The 14449-nt window shown below is 72.9% G+C and carries 9 protein-coding genes; 4 read left to right on the forward strand and 5 right to left on the reverse strand.

Annotated elements, in window-relative coordinates; translation table 11 throughout:
* Window positions 1-44 precede the first annotated feature (44 nt).
* The 4 genes from EDD28_RS05720 to EDD28_RS05735 all read left to right on the forward strand — a co-directional run bounded on the left by EDD28_RS05720 (window position 45) and on the right by EDD28_RS05735 (window position 7004).
* A complete protein-coding gene (locus EDD28_RS05720) occupies window positions 45-1592 on the forward strand; it encodes an FGGY-family carbohydrate kinase (protein WP_123738730.1) in 1548 nt (515 codons plus the stop codon).
* Complete coding sequence (locus EDD28_RS05725; protein WP_123738731.1) at window positions 1589-4156, forward strand: GH116 family glycosyl-hydrolase; 2568 nt, start codon at window positions 1589-1591, stop codon at window positions 4154-4156. The genes EDD28_RS05720 and EDD28_RS05725 overlap by 4 nt, the downstream gene beginning before the upstream one ends.
* Window positions 4153-5805: a fucose isomerase gene (locus EDD28_RS05730; protein ID WP_123738732.1), complete on the forward strand. Its 1653-nt coding sequence runs from the start codon at window positions 4153-4155 to the stop codon at window positions 5803-5805. Before EDD28_RS05725 ends, EDD28_RS05730 begins: the two co-directional genes overlap by 4 nt.
* 116 nt (window positions 5806-5921) lie before the next feature.
* Window positions 5922-7004 carry an LLM class F420-dependent oxidoreductase gene (locus tag EDD28_RS05735; protein ID WP_123738733.1) on the forward strand — a complete coding sequence of 361 codons (1083 nt, stop codon included), beginning with the start codon at window positions 5922-5924 and terminating at the stop codon, window positions 7002-7004.
* A 48-nt stretch (window positions 7005-7052) separates the two neighbouring features.
* Here the strand turns inward: EDD28_RS05735 and EDD28_RS05740 are convergent, their stop codons facing one another.
* The 5 genes from EDD28_RS05740 to EDD28_RS05760 all read right to left on the reverse strand — a co-directional run bounded on the left by EDD28_RS05740 (window position 7053) and on the right by EDD28_RS05760 (window position 14269).
* Window positions 7053-7754, reverse strand: coding sequence for a hypothetical protein (locus EDD28_RS05740; RefSeq protein WP_123738734.1), 702 nt, complete (start codon window positions 7752-7754; stop codon window positions 7053-7055).
* Between the two features lie 188 nt (window positions 7755-7942).
* A complete protein-coding gene (locus EDD28_RS05745; RefSeq protein ID WP_123738735.1) occupies window positions 7943-10999 on the reverse strand; it encodes an alpha-mannosidase in 3057 nt (1018 codons plus the stop codon).
* A 76-nt stretch (window positions 11000-11075) separates the two neighbouring features.
* Window positions 11076-11927 carry a carbohydrate ABC transporter permease gene (locus tag EDD28_RS05750; protein ID WP_123738736.1) on the reverse strand — a complete coding sequence of 284 codons (852 nt, stop codon included), beginning with the start codon at window positions 11925-11927 and terminating at the stop codon, window positions 11076-11078.
* Window positions 11927-12868 carry a carbohydrate ABC transporter permease gene (locus EDD28_RS05755; RefSeq protein ID WP_123738737.1) on the reverse strand — a complete coding sequence of 314 codons (942 nt, stop codon included), beginning with the start codon at window positions 12866-12868 and terminating at the stop codon, window positions 11927-11929. Before EDD28_RS05755 ends, EDD28_RS05750 begins: the two co-directional genes overlap by 1 nt.
* A 3-nt stretch (window positions 12869-12871) precedes the next feature.
* Window positions 12872-14269, reverse strand: a complete 1398-nt coding sequence (locus EDD28_RS05760; protein WP_123738738.1) for an extracellular solute-binding protein — start codon at window positions 14267-14269, stop codon at window positions 12872-12874.
* Window positions 14270-14449 lie beyond the last annotated feature (180 nt).

Raw genomic sequence — 14449 nt, forward strand, 5'->3', positions numbered from 1 at the left:
CCTATGCTCGGCTGAGGTTCTGTGGCGCGATCGAGGAGGATGCCATGCGCACACGCTGCACGCTCGGGGTCGATATCGGCACCTCCAGCTCCAAGGGCGTCCTCGTCGACGAGTCCGGCACCGTCCTGCGGACCGCGACCATCGCCCACGACGTCGCCCGCCCCCACCCCGGCTGGGTCGAGATGGACGGTCGCGTCTGGTGGGACGAGCTCGTCGCGCTGAGCCGCGAGCTGCTCGTCGAGGACGTCGACGTCGTCGCGGTCGGGGTGAGCGGGATGGGCCCCTGCGTCCTGCTCGTCGACGACCACGGCGTCCCGGTGCGCCCCGCGATCCTCTACGGCGTCGACACGCGCGCCGTCGAGGAGATCGCGGAGATGACCGACGAGCTCGGCGTCGACGCCATCACCGCCGTCGGCGGCTCGCGCCTCACCTCCCAGGCCGGCGGGCCGAAGATCCACTGGGTCCACCGCCACGAGCCCGAGGCGTACGCGCGCGCCCGGCGGCTGTTCATGCCCGCGTCGTGGCTCGCCCACCAGCTCACCGGCGCCTACGTGCTCGACCACCAGTCCGCCAGCCAGCTCTCCCCGCTCTACGACATCCAGGACGGGTCGTGGCACACGCCGTGGTGGGAGCGCTACGCCCCCGGCCTCGAACGGCCGGAGCTGCGCTGGCCCGGCGACGTCGCCGGCCACGTGACGCCCGAGGCCGCCGCCCTCACCAACCTCCCGGTCGGCATCCCGGTCATCACCGGCACGATCGACGCCTGGACGGAGGCGGTGAGCGTCGGCGCGCAGAACGACGGCGACCTCATGCTCATGTACGGCACGACGATGTTCCTCGTCGCCACCGGGACGCAGACCCTGCGCACGCCGTCGATGTGGACGACGGTCGGCGCCTTCCCCGGCACCCGCAACCTCGCGGGCGGCCTCGCGACGTCGGGCGCGCTCACGGCGTGGCTGCGCGACCTCACCGGGAGCGACTACCCGAACCTGCTCGCCGACGCCGAGTCCTCCCCGCCCGGCGCGAACGGCCTCGTCGTGCTCCCCTACTTCGCCGGCGAGCGCACCCCGATCCTCGACCCGGACGCCCGCGGCGTCGTCGCTGGGCTCACGCTCTCGCACACCCGCGGCGACCTGTACCGCGCGGCCCTCGAGGCAACGGCGATGGGCGTGCGGCACAACGTCGAGACGATGCGCGCCGCCGGCGCCGACGTGCGCCGGATCGTCGCGGTCGGCGGCGGGACGCAGGGCGCGCTGTGGCTGCAGATCGTCTCCGACGTGACGGGGCTGGTCCAGGAGGTCCCGCGCACGACGATCGGCGCGAGCTACGGCGCCGCGTTCCTCGCCGCCTGCGCCGCACCGACGGTTGACGCGGACGACGCCGACGCGACCGGTGACGGCGCGACCGCCGCGCCCCGGATCGAGGACTGGAACCCCGTCGCCACCCGGATCACTCCCGACGAGACCACCGCGGCGACCTACGACTGGCTGTTCGGCCGGTACCTCGAGCTGTACGCCGCGACCCGCGACATCGTCCACGACCTCGCTCGCCACCAGCGCGACACCAGCATCACGATCACGGAGACCTCATGACGCGCCGCCTCCCCCACACCGCCGAGCGCGCCGCCTTCCCGCTCGGCGGCATCGGCACGGGCAACGTGTCGCTCGGCGCCCGCGGCGAGCTGCGCGACTGGGAGCTGGAGAACGGCCCCGACAAGGGTCGCGTCAACCCCTACTCGTTCTTCGCGATCCACGCCGCGCCCCTCGCCCGGCCCGACGCGGCGTCCCGCCCGGCCGTCACGCGCATCGTCGAGGCGCCCCTGACCGGCCGGCACGACCTCGACGCCGGCTACGCGTTCGACCGGCTCGCCGGCCTGCCGCGGCTCGCCGGCGCGACGATGACGGGGCGCTACCCCGTCGTCGACATCGAGTTCACCGACGACGATCTGCCGGTCGAGGTCAGCCTCCACGCGTTCACCCCGCTCGTCCCGCTGGACGCCGACGCGTCGGGGATCCCCGGCGCCGTCCTGCGCTACGACGTCACCAACCCGGGGCCGGACCCCGTCCGCGTGACGGTCGCCGGCAGCATGAGCCACACGGCCGGGCGCGGCGAGGGCCCCTACGGCATGCGCGCGCGGCAGAGCGTCGCGTGGCGCGAGGACGGCGGCGTGCGCGGGCTCGACTTCGGCGTCGAGCTGCCCGAGGACGACCCCGGTCACGGGACGCTCAGCCTCACCACGACGGACCCGAGCGTCACGGTCAAGCCGCAGTGGTCGGTCGGCTTCTGGCCCGACGGCTCGCGCCTGTTCTGGAACGACTTCGCCTCCGACGGCCTGCTGGAGCCGGAGGCCCGCGCCACCCTCGAGGACCGCCCGCGCGGCGTGTTCGCGGAGGGTGACGACGGCCGGGAGAGCTTCACCGAGGAGGAGCTGCTCGAGCTGCTGCCGCGGGTGCGGACCGGCTCGCTCGGCATCGTGCACACGCTCGCGCCGGGCGAGACGCGCTCGTTCGAGTTCGTGCTCGCCTGGAGCTTCCCGAACCGCCACCGCGGCTGGGGCGGGCACATCGTGTTCCGCGACCCGAACTGGGGCGACGTCGTGCGCAACCACTACGCGACGCTCTGGCCCACCGCGTGGGACGCCGCCCGCCACCTGCACGCCGAGCTCCCGCGGCTCGAGGCCGCGACGGACGCGTTCGTCGAGGCGCTGTACGGCGGGACGCTCGACCCGGTGGTCGCCGACGCGGTCGGCGCCAACATCGCGGCGGCGCGCTCGACGACGGCCTTCGTCGTCGAGACCCCCAACCCCGACCTGGGCGAGGGCCCCGTGCTCACGGCGTGGGAGGGCTCCTTCGACCACGGCGGCTCGTGCGAGGGGACGTGCACGCACGTGTGGTCCTACGCCCAGACGCTCGCCTGGCTCTTCCCGAGCCTCGAGCGCAGCGCGCGCCGCGTCGAGTACCTGCTCGAGACGGACGAGGAGGGCGCGCAGAAGTTCCGCTCCAACCGCGTGTTCGGCGGCCCGGCCTGGTTCATGACGCCGGCCGTCGACGGCCAGCTCGGCACGTTCCTGCGACTGCACCGCGAGTGGCGGTTCAGCGGCGACGACGCGTTCCTGCGCGAGCTGTGGCCGGCGGCCCGGAGCACCCTCGACCACGCCGCCACCCACTGGGACCGCGACGGCGACGGCCTCCTCGACGGCGAGCTGCACAACACCTACGACATCGAGTTCCACGGCATCGAGCCGCTCGCCAACTCGATGTACCTCGCGGCGCTGCGGGCGGGCGTCGTCATGGCCGAGCACCTCGGCGAGCCCGAGACCGCGGTGCGGTGGCGCGGGCTGGCCGACACGGTGGCGCGCGGGATGGACGACGTGCTGTGGAACGGGGAGTTCTACCGCCAGGTCATCGAGGACGCGGACGCCTACCGCTACCAGTACGGCGACGGGGTCCTGTCCGACCAGCTCCTCGGCCAGTTCCACGCCTACCTCGCGGGCCTCGGCGACCTGCTCCCGCGCGAGCACGTGCGCAGCGCGCTGCACGCCGTCGTCGAGCACAACCTGCGCGAGGACCTCACGCGGCACGAGAGCACCCAGCGCGTCTACGCGATCGGCGACGAGGGCGGACTGCTGCTCGCGTCCTGGCCGCGCGGCGGGCGCCCCGCGATCCCGTTCGTCTACAGCGACGAGGTCTGGACCGGCATCGAGCACCAGGTCGCGACGACGCTCGCGTACGCCGGGCTGCCGCGGGAGGCGCTGCGCGTCGAGCGGCTGCTGCGGTCGCGGTACGACGGCGTCGTCCGCAACCCGTGGAACGAGATCGAGTGCGGCAACCACTACGCGCGCTCGCTCGCGTCGTGGGGGCTGCTGCTCGCGTTCTCGGGCGCGCAGTGGGACGCACCGACCGGGACGCTCGCGTTCGCCCCGATCGAGCTCCCGTTCCGGGGGCTCTTCACCACCGGGTCCGCCTGGGGCGTCGTCGAGGTCGACGACACCACCACCCGGATCCGGGTGCACGGGGGCGTCCTCGACGTCGACCGTCTCGTCGTGGGAGGCCGCGAGGTCGCCCGCTCGATCACCCTTCCGGCGGGTCGGAGCCAGCTCTGGACCGCCCGGAACCACACCGCCGACCAGGCGGCCACCACCCAGGAGTCAGCATGAGCACCTATCACCTGCCGACGGTCGCCGAGCGGCCGCAGGCGACCCCCCGCACCGCCTACCTCGTCGCCAGCGGCGACCTTCGCGAGTCCGCCAACGTCGCGGGGTGGCCGACGCAGGCCGCGATGGAGGCGGACGTCACCGCCGCCCTCGGCGAGCTCGGCTGGGACGTGGTCCGCGCGCACGACGTCGACCCGGAGACGGGGCACGGCTTCGTCTCCAGCCAGCGGATGGGTCTCGAGGTGTTCAAGAACGTCCCGTCCGACGCACCGCTGGTCGTCGCGATCGCGAACTGGCAGTACTCCCACCACCTCCTGGCCGGGCTGCGCACGCACCGCGGCCCGATCCTCACGGTCGCGAACTTCGCGGGCGACTGGCCGGGGCTCGTCGGCCTGCTCGGCCTCAACGCGGGCCTGACGAAGATGGGCAAGGACTACGCGACCATCTGGTCGGTCGACTTCACCGACGACTGGTTCAAGGCCGGTCTGCGCGAGTGGACCGAGACGGGCCGCATCACGCACGACGCCTCGCACGTGCGCGAGCTGTCCGGGCTCGACGCGCTGCCGGACGGCCCGGAGAAGGAGCTCGGCGTCGCGCTCGCCGATGAGCTGCTCACGGACAAGGCCATCATCGGCGTGTTCGACGAGGGCTGCATGGGCATGTACAACGCGATCTTCGACGACGAGCTGCTCAACCCGACCGGCATCTACAAGGAGCGCCTGTCGCAGTCCGCGCTCTACGCCGAGATGCTCCGGGTGTCGGAGGAGGAGGCGAACGAGGCGTACGACTGGCTCGTCGATCACGGCATGACCTTCCGGTACGGCGAGGACGCCACGACCGAGCTCACCCGCGAGCAGGTCCAGTGGCAGATGAAGATGTACATCGCCGCGCTGCGCATCGCCGACGACTTCGGGCTGGACGCCGTCGGCATCCAGTACCAGCAGGGCCTCAAGGACCTCGTCCCGGCCTCCGACCTGGCCGAGGGCATCCTCAACTCGACGCAGCGCCCGCCGGTGCGCTCGCGCGACGGCTCGCGCGTCCTGCACGAGGGCCACGCCTTCCCGCACTTCAACGAGGCGGACGAGGGCGTCGCGGTCGACGCGCTCGTGACCGACCGGGTGTTCCGCGCCATGGGCCTCGTGCCCGACAACACGCTGCACGACGTGCGGTGGGGCGAGGACTACGACGGCGAGTTCGTCTGGGTCTACGAGATCTCCGGCTCGGTCCCGGCCTCGCACCTCGGCGGGTGGGACAAGGCCGAGGGCTGGCGCCAGGGTCACGTGTTCTTCCCCGCGGGCGGCGCGACGATCAACGGCGTGAGCCGGCCGGGGGAGGTCGTGCTCTCCCGCGTCTACATCGCCGACGGCGTCCTGCAGGCCGACCTGTTCCGCGCGAGCGTCGTCGAGCTGCCCGAGGAGGAGACGCGGCGACGCAAGGACGCGACGAACCCCGAGTGGCCGATCGCCAACGTCGTGCTGCACGGCCAGACCCGCGACCAGTTCATGGCGCGGCACAAGGCCAACCACGCGCAGCTCGTCTACGCGCCCGACGCGGAGACCGCCGACCGCGCGCTCGTCGCGAAGGCCGCGATGTTCGCGCGGATGGGCATCCGGATCAACCTGGTCGGCGACGTCCCGTCCGTCCCGGCCTGAGCCGACCGACCCGTCGGTCGCGGGGTCCGGCGCACGTCCACCGTGCGCCGGACCCCGCTCCGGTGCGGGAGCGTGACGCCGGTGCGGTCGGTGGGCGCGGGCGGTAGCGTGCGGCCATGACGAGCCAGAAGCTTCGCCTCGGGCTTCACACCGGCTACTGGAGCTCGGGCCCGCCGGCCGGCGCCGCCGACGCGGTGCGCTGGGCCGACGCGCACGGGCTCGACTCCGTCTGGACGGCCGAGGCGTACGGGTCGGACGCGTTCACGCCGCTCGCGTGGTGGGGATCGGGCACGACGCGGGTGCGTCTGGCCACGGGCGTCGCGCAGCTCTCGGCCCGCACGCCGACGGCCACGGCGATGGCCGCGCTCACGCTCGACCACCTGTCCGGGGGGCGGTTCGTCCTCGGCCTCGGGGCGTCCGGGCCGCAGGTCGTCGAGGGCTGGTACGGCCAGCCGTACGCCCGGCCGCTGGCCCGCACGCGCGAGTACGTCGCGATCGTGCGCGACGTCCTGCGCCGCGAGGCGCCCGTGACGGCTCCGGGCCCGGCCTACCGGCTGCCGCTGCCGGCGTCGTCACCGGGGGCGACGGGCGAGGGGCGCGCGCTGCGTTCCACCGTGCACCCGCTGCGCGCCGACCTGCCGATCCACCTCGCGGCGCAGGGCCCGCGCAACACGGAGCTGGCCGCCGAGATCGCCGACGGCTGGCTGCCGGCGTTCCTCTCCCCCGCGCTCGACGACGAGGCGCGGGGACTCCTCGCCGCGGGGTTCGCCCGCCGCTCCGAACGGCTGCGGCCGGCCGAGAAGTTCGAGGTGTGCGCGACCGTCCCGCTCGCGCTCGCCGAGTCCGTCGAGGCCGGCATCGACCTGCTGCGCGGACACGTCGCGCTCTACGCCGGCGGCATGGGATCGGCGACGACCAACTTCCACCACGAGGCGCTGCGCCGCGTCGGCGCGCGGGTGGGCCCGGGTGTCGACGACGCGCTGGCGGAGGTGGCGGAGCGCTACCGCTCGGGGGACCGCGCGGGAGCCGCCGCCGCGGTGCCGGCGGACCTCGTGCGCGAGATCGCGCTCGTCGGGACGCCGGCCGACGTCGTCGCGCAGCTCGATCGCTGGCGGGACACGTGCGTCACGACGCTCGTGCTCCAGACCGACCCCCGCGTCGTCCCGCTGCTGGAGCCGGTGCTCGCGGCGCCGCGCTGAGGCCGCCGCGCTGGCCGACCGGGGTGTGAGCGACCCCGGGAGCCGTGGTCAGGCGGGGAGCGGAGCCCGGTGGTGGGCGCGACCGACCCACACCGTGTGGCCGACGCCGAACGGCACGGCGTCGACGCGGCGGAAGCCGGCGGCCTCGAGCAGGGAGGCCCGGGCCGGGTCGAGCGCGAGGGCGTAGGCCGACTCGCCCGCGTCGTCCAGCTCCGCCACGACGGGGGCGACCAGCTCGCGGGCGAGCGCGACCACGTCGACGTCGTCGACGACCGCCGGGTCGACCACGACGCCGTACAGGACGAGCCGCGCGCTCTCGACGGCGCCGAACGCCGCCGCCATCGCGTCCTCCAGGAACGGCCGCACGCGCTCGTCCGGTCCGACCAGGGCCGCGACATCGCTCACCGAGTCGACCTGGAGCTCGCGGCGCAGGATCCCGCCGAGGTCGTCGGAGCCGGGGCCGACGCCCGTCTCCCCCGGTACCCAGATCGCCGCGGCGACGGGGCGGCCGTCGCGCTCGGCCACCCACAGCCGACCGTGCTCCAGCACCGAGTGGAGCAGGAGCAGCCGGGCGGCGACGTCGGCCGCGTTCGTGTCGGCGGGGCCGTCGGGGATCCCGTCGCCGTCGATGTCGAGGGGCTGCATGGCTGAGCGCAGGAGCCGGGCGACGGCGTTGACGTCGAGCAGCGAGCCCGGTCGGGTGAGCCAGGAACCGGGTCGTGAACCGGGAGCGTCCTTGGTCGAGGTCATACCGCCACTTTACGAAGCGATCCTGGGAGCACTCCCAGAATCGGGTCCGTGTTCGCTGGGAGCCGAGACGAGTTTCCCGGGGGGACTCGCCGGGCCTCGGCCGGTGGTGGCTCCCGCCGACGGGATCCCCGCCCACGCGGGCGAACGTGCGGGTCGGGCCGCCCCCTGACCGGCCCGACCCGCACGGCTCAGGAGCGGCGGACCCGCAGCGTGACCACCTGGAACGGACGCAGCTCCAGCTCGACGCCGTCCTCCCCCTCGGCGGCCTCGCCCAGCGGCCGCTCGAGCAGGTCGGTGAGCACGACGCCGGTGTGCGCGAAGCCGAGGCCCACCCGCACGGCGGCGCGCGCGCCGTGGGACTCGTACAGCCGGACGACGACGTCGCCCGAGCGGTCCTGGGCGAGCTTGACCGCCTCGACCACGACGGCCGGCGAGGACACCGTGACGAGCGGCGCCACCTCCCCGGTGCCACCGGCGTCGGTGCCGCCGGCGCCACCGGCCACGGTCCGCAGCGGCAGGTTGAGCCCGTACCCGCTCCGGATCGCGTCCGCCACGCCGGCACCGAACGTCACGGCGTTGTGGAACGTGTGCTCCCCCTGGTCGGCGACCGGGTCGGGGAACAGGGGTGCCCGCAGCAGCGTCACGCGGACCACCGACACGGACCGCCCGTCAGCGTCCGGCGCCCGCGTGATGTCGTGCCCGTAGCTCGCGTCGTTCGCGACGGCGACGCCGAACCCCGGCTCGCCGACGTGCACCCACCGGTGCGCGACGGTCTCGAACCGTGCCGCGTCCCACGAGGTATTCGCGTGCGTCGGCCGCGTCACGTGACCGAACTGGATCTCCGAGGTCGCCTCGTGGGAGTGGACGTCGACCGGGAAGGCGAGCTTGAGCAGCTTCTGCCTCTCGTGCCAGTCGACGTGCGTGCGCACGTGCAGGGTCGGGTCGTCGCCGCCGGCGAGCCAGAGGAGCTGCTCGACGGAGCTGCCGGAGAAGGTGCGGACGATCCGCAGGGCCGGGCCGCCGTCCGGCGCCGCCGCCGGCTCGAGGACGTCCGCGACGTCGAGGTCGGTGACGAGCCTGCGGTAGTGCCGGTCGATGTCCCACGCCTCCCACGTGTTGGGGATGTCCTGGTGGAACTGCAGCAGGTTCCCGACGTGGCCGGCGGGGATCGCCTCGCGCCGGGACCCGTCGGGTCGTCCGACGACGGCGGAGACCACGAGGCCGCGCGCGTCGAGCCGCACGGTCACCCCCGCGTTCGTCAGCACCCAGTCGTCGCCGTCCCGGGTCAGCTCGGCCGGCGTCGCCGGCGAGGGCGCGGCGATGGCGAGCGGGGCGACGCCGTCGCGCTCGAACGGGGCGGCGTTCGCGACGGCGCCCGGGGCGACGCCGAGGGCCCGGAGGGCCGCCGGGACGAGACCGGCTGGACCGACGAGCGCCTCGGCGACCTCCTCGTAGGAGCGCTCCGCCTCGCGGTGCACCCAGGCGATCGAGCTGCCCGGCAGGATGTCGTGGAACTGGTTGAGCAGCACGACCCGCCACAGCCGCTGCAGCTCCTCGTACGGGTAGTCGGCCCCCGCGCGCACGGCGGCGGTCGCGGCCCACAGCTCGGCCTCGCGCAGGAGGTGCTCGCTGCGCCGGTTGCCGCGCTTGGTGCGCGACTGCGAGGTGTACGTTCCGCGGTGGTACTCCAGGTACAGCTCGCCGACCCACGACGGGGCGAGCTCCCCGTACTCGGCCTTGGCGGCGGCGAAGAAGTCGTCGGGCGAGTCGATCACGACGCGGGGCGAGCCCTCGAGCGACGCCGACCGGTGACCCTGGGCGACCATCTCGCGCGTCGGGCCGCCGCCGCCGTCGCCGTAGCCGAACGGCGCGAGCGAGTGCGTGGCGTGCGCCTTCTCCCGGAACTCCACCTCGGCGTGCACGAGCTCGCGCGCCGAGAGGTCGGAGTTGTAGGTGTCGACGGGCGGGAAGTGCGTGAACACGCGGGTCCCGTCGATCCCCTCCCACCAGAACGTGTGGTGCGGGATGCGGTTGGTGTCGTTCCACGACAGCTTCTGGGTGAGGAAGTCCGGGCAGCCCGCGAGGCGCGCCACCTGCGGGAACGCGCCGGTGTAGCCGAAGGAGTCGGGCAGCCAGACGCTCGTCGGCTCGACGCCGAACGCCCGCTCGAAGTAGCCCTTGCCCTCGAGGAACTGGCGGACCAGCGCCTCCGAGCCGACCATGTTGGTGTCGGACTCGACCCACATCCCGCCGACCGGGACGATCCGGCCCTCCGCGACCCGGGCCCGCAGCCGCTCGAACAGCTCGGGGTAGTGCTCCTCGAGCCACGCGTACTGCTGCGCCGACGACATCGCGAACGTGACGTCCGGGTCGGCGTCCATGAGCGCGAGGACGTTCGCGACGGTCCGGCTGACCTTGCGCACCGTCTCGCGCACCGGCCACAGCCAGGCCGAGTCGATGTGCGCGTGCCCGACGGCGTGCACCGTGTGGGCGCCAGCGGGAGCGGGGGCCGCGAGCGCCGCCGCGACGACCTCGCGACCGCGCGCCGCGGTCCCCGCGACGTCCTCGGGGTCGACGACGTCGCACAGCTCCTCGAGCACCGCGACCACCTGGGCCCGGCGGGTCGAGCCGGCCGGCAGGACGTCGACGAGACCGCGCAGGGCGCGCGCGTCGGCCACGAGCTCCGCGACGGTCTCGTCGATCAGGACGACGTCGATCGCCCGCAGCGTGTACTGCGGGTCCTTCGGCGCCGTCGCCCGGTCGCCCATCGGCGTCGGCTTGGTCCAGGCGTCCTGCGGCACGTCCGGGTTGGCGGCCGCCTCGATGTAGAGGTCGACGGCGGCGCCGCCCTCCTGCGGCAGCGGCACCCAGGCGTTGCGCGGGGAGATGCCCTTGACCAGCACGCCGTCCGGGGACCACGCGGCCCCCTCGGCCTGGAACCCGGGCTGCTGGGCCATCCAGCCGAGGTCGACGGCCAGCTCCACCCGGGTGCCGTCCTGCGGCCAGTCCGCCGGAACGGCGCCCGTGACGTGGAACCACACCGTCCCCCACGGCAGCCCCCACGGGGTGCCGACGGCGAACGGCGCGTACTGCGCGCCGCGCGCGTGCGCGAACGGCACCGGCTCGTCCGGCACCTCCCAGCTCTCGACGGCCAGCCGGTGGCGCGCCCGCACGACGGCGGGCTCGATCCACTCGGCCAGGTACCGGTCGATGCGCAGGAGGCTGAGGGGGGTGGTGTCGTGCATGGCTGGCCTTTCTGGCAGGTCGGCGGCCCGGGAGCCGGGCACCCGGGAAGGAGCAGGTGAGAGGACGGTCGGCCGGTCAGCCCTTGACGGCGCCGGACATCGCGAACGAGCCGCCCGAGACCTTCTGCGTCACCAGGTAGAGGACGAGGACGGGCATCGCGTACATGATCGAGAAGGCGGCGAGCTGTCCGTACGCGACCGTCCCGTAGGTCCCGAAGAACCCGAAGATGGCGACGGCGGCCGGCATGTTCTCCCGCGAGAACAGGAGGACGAACGGGACGAAGAAGTTCCCCCACGCCATCGTGAACACGAAGATGAAGACGACGGAGATGCCGTTGCGCATGAGCGGCACGACGATCCGCCGCAGCGCCGTCATGGCGCTGGCGCCGTCGACCCAGGCCGCCTCCTCCAGGGACACCGGGATCGAGTCCATGAAGTTCTTCGTCATCCAGATCGCCATCGGCAGGCTCGTGGCCGCGAGGAACAGGACCGTCCCCCACAGGGTGTTGAGCAGGTTGAGCGAGACGAACAGGGCGTAGACGGGGACCATCATCGCGGTGATCGGGAGGCAGGTCCCGAACAGGATGACGTACATGAGCGACCGGTTGAACCGCATCTGGTAGCGGGACAGCGGGTACGCGGCGAGCACCGAGCAGACGACCGTGATGACGGCGCAGCCGAAGGACAGGATCGCCGAGTTGACCAGCGGCCGGAACGTCGTGTCCCACGTGCTGATCGTGATGAAGTTGTCCAGCGTCCACGAGGACGGCCAGGTGATCGAGACCTTCGCCTCCGTGTTGAACGAGCCGAGCACGATCCACGCGAGGGGGATGACGAACGCCAGGCCGACGAGCACGAGGATGACGTTGGAGATGACGCGGCTCGGCCGACGGCGGGGCGAGGCGAGCTGGACGGCGGGTGCGGTCATCAGTCCACCTCCGGCTTGAGGACCTTGATGTAGACCATCGCGAAGATGGCGCCGATCAGGAGGGTGATGACGGCGATCGCCGTCCCGTACCCGATCTGGGCGAAGTTGAACGCCTGCTGGTAGGCGAGGATCGGCAGCGTCGCGCTCTTGAACCCGGGACCGCCGCCCGTCATCACCCAGATGAGGGTGAACACGCCGAGGGTCTGCAGCGTCGTGAGCATGAGGTTCGTCGAGATCGAGCGACGGATCATCGGCAGCGTGATCCGGAAGAACCGCTGGGCGGCGCTCGCGCCGTCGATCTCCGCGGCCTCGTTGATCTCCGGCGGCACCTCGGACAGCGCGGCCGAGTAGACCATCATCGAGAACGCCGTCCCGCGCCAGACGTTCGCGAGGATCACCGCGAGCATCGGGAACGCGATGAGCCACGCCGGACCGGTGAGCCCGATCGCGTCGAGCATGAGGTTGAGCGTGCCCTCGGAGGCGAAGAACGCGTACAGCGCGAACGCCGCGACGATCTCCGGCAGCACCCACGCGACGACGACGAGGGCGGCGATCGTGCGCGACAGCGTCGGCGTGCCGTTCTTCATCAGGACGGCGAGCAGGAGGCCGAGGACGTTCTGGCCGATGATCGCCGAGGCGACGAGGAAGACGACGGTGAGGACGACCGAGGTCCAGAAGTCGCTGCTGGCGAACAGCCGCGTGTAGTTGTCGAACCCGACGAAGCTGGGGTTCGCGGCGTTCGGCCCGGTGAGCGTCCGGTTCGTCAGCGACCCGTAGATCGCGTAGACGATCGGCCCGAGCAGGAACAGGGCGAGCAGGGCGAGCGACGGCAGGAGCGGCACCGAGCGGACGAGCCCCAGCCGCACCTCCCGGGCGCGCCGGCCCCGGGGTGACCCCGGGGCCGGCGCGACGCGCTCACCCGCCGTGGCGAGCGACGTCATGGACTAGCCGGCGTTCTGCGTCTTGTCGGCGCCGACGAGGGCGGTCACCGCGTCGTCGTACGCCTTGGCGGCCGCCTCGGGCGAGGCCTGGCCCGTGAGGACGGACTCCGCCGCGACCTGGATCTGGCTCGAGATCTGCGAGTAGTCCGGGGTGGCGGGACGGAAGTGCGTCACCGGGACGAGCGAGGAGAAGAACTCGAAGCTCGGGTTGTAGTCGAGGTAGACCGGGTCGCTCGCGACGTCGTCGCGGACGGCGATCTGGCTGTTCTCGGTGTCGTACTTGAGGCTGTTCTCCTGGGAGAGGCAGCCGGCGATGAGGTCGAACGCCAGCTCCGGGTTCTTGCTCTGCGAGCCGATGCTGAACAGCCAGCCGCCCGACATCGAGACCGCGCCCGGCTCCTGCCCCGTCGACGTCGGCATCTTCGCCATGCCGGCGACCTCCTGCCACTCCGGCCAGGAGTTGGAGCCGTCGCTCATCCAGCCGCCCGGGACCCAGGAGCCGTCGACGATGATCGCGACCTTGCCCTGCGGGAAGAGCTCGCCCGAGATCCGGTTGGGCAGGTTGGTGTCGAGCGCGTCCTCGAGACCCGGCAGGAGGCCGTCCTGCTGCGCCGTCTGGATGAACGTGAGGGCCTCGACGAAGCCGGGGGCGCCGACGTTCCACTTCTGCGTGTCGTAGTCGTAGAGCTCGTCGCCCGTCCCGTACAGGAGCATCTCGAAGCCCTGCATCGACGCGGCCTCGCCCTGGGACTTGGAGGAGTAGAGGTTGAACGGGATGACGTCCGGCACCTTCTCCTTGATGGTCCGGGCCGCGTCGAGGATGTCGTCCCAGCTCTCGGGCTGCCAGTCGGCCGGCAGGCCCGCCTGCTCGAAGATCTGCTTGTTGAAGTAGATCCCGCGGGTGTCGGTGCCCATCGAGACGCCGTAGGTCGAGCCGTCGTCGCCCGCGCCGGCCTGCTTGGCGGCGTCCGAGAACTGGTCCCAGCCGTCCCAGTCGGCGAGGTAGTCGTCCATCGGGGCGAGGTAGCCGGCCGCGGCGTCCGAGCGGACCTGGAACGTGTCCTCGTAGATGACGTCGGGGGCCGTGGCCGCCGAGCCGTGCATGAGGGCGAGCTTGGTGAAGTACTCGGTCTCCTGCGCGGCGATCGGCTCGAGCTGGACGGTCACGCCGTCGTTGGCCGCCTCGAACTCGCCGACGCACTTCTGCAGGAGGTCGTCGAGCTGCGTGAACGCATCCGTCTTCTGGTAGGCGACCTTGATCGTGGCCGAGCCGGACCCGGCGTCCGAGCCCGTCGACTCGCCGTCCGCGCCGGACGAGCCGGAGTCGTTCCCACCTCCGCAGGCGGTCAGCACCAGCGCGAGGGCGGCGCCTGCGGCGAGGGTGGTGAGGGTCTTGCGCATGAAGTGCTCCTTTGCCCAATCGACGCCCTCCGCGATGAGGGCGATCGTTACTCTATCGATTTGAGTAACTAGCGCAATGAGGGCGACCGCATCGTTACCCGATCGTGACCGGCTGGCGCCCGAGGGGCGATCGGGCCGCCGGCCGGGCGTCGTCGCAGGGGTCGGCGCCGGCCGACGGTG

It is taken from the genome of Salana multivorans (assembly GCF_003751805.1).
Classification (GTDB): domain Bacteria; phylum Actinomycetota; class Actinomycetes; order Actinomycetales; family Beutenbergiaceae; genus Salana; species Salana multivorans.

Bases quoted from the DNA above. Each gene is read 5' to 3' on its own strand.
- EDD28_RS05735 (WP_123738733.1), top strand. From the start codon at position 5,922: ATGACGAGCCAGAAGCTTCGCCTCGGGCTTCACACCGGCTACTGGAGC.
- EDD28_RS05750 (WP_123738736.1), bottom strand. From the start codon at position 11,927: ATGACCGCACCCGCCGTCCAGCTCGCCTCGCCCCGCCGTCGGCCGAGC.
- EDD28_RS05745 (WP_123738735.1), bottom strand. From the start codon at position 10,999: ATGCACGACACCACCCCCCTCAGCCTCCTGCGCATCGACCGGTACCTG.
- EDD28_RS05740 (WP_123738734.1), bottom strand. From the start codon at position 7,754: ATGACCTCGACCAAGGACGCTCCCGGTTCACGACCCGGTTCCTGGCTC.
- EDD28_RS05725 (WP_123738731.1), top strand. From the start codon at position 1,589: ATGACGCGCCGCCTCCCCCACACCGCCGAGCGCGCCGCCTTCCCGCTC.
- EDD28_RS05760 (WP_123738738.1), bottom strand. From the start codon at position 14,269: ATGCGCAAGACCCTCACCACCCTCGCCGCAGGCGCCGCCCTCGCGCTG.
- EDD28_RS05730 (WP_123738732.1), top strand. From the start codon at position 4,153: ATGAGCACCTATCACCTGCCGACGGTCGCCGAGCGGCCGCAGGCGACC.
- EDD28_RS05720 (WP_123738730.1), top strand. From the start codon at position 45: ATGCGCACACGCTGCACGCTCGGGGTCGATATCGGCACCTCCAGCTCC.
- EDD28_RS05755 (WP_123738737.1), bottom strand. From the start codon at position 12,868: ATGACGTCGCTCGCCACGGCGGGTGAGCGCGTCGCGCCGGCCCCGGGG.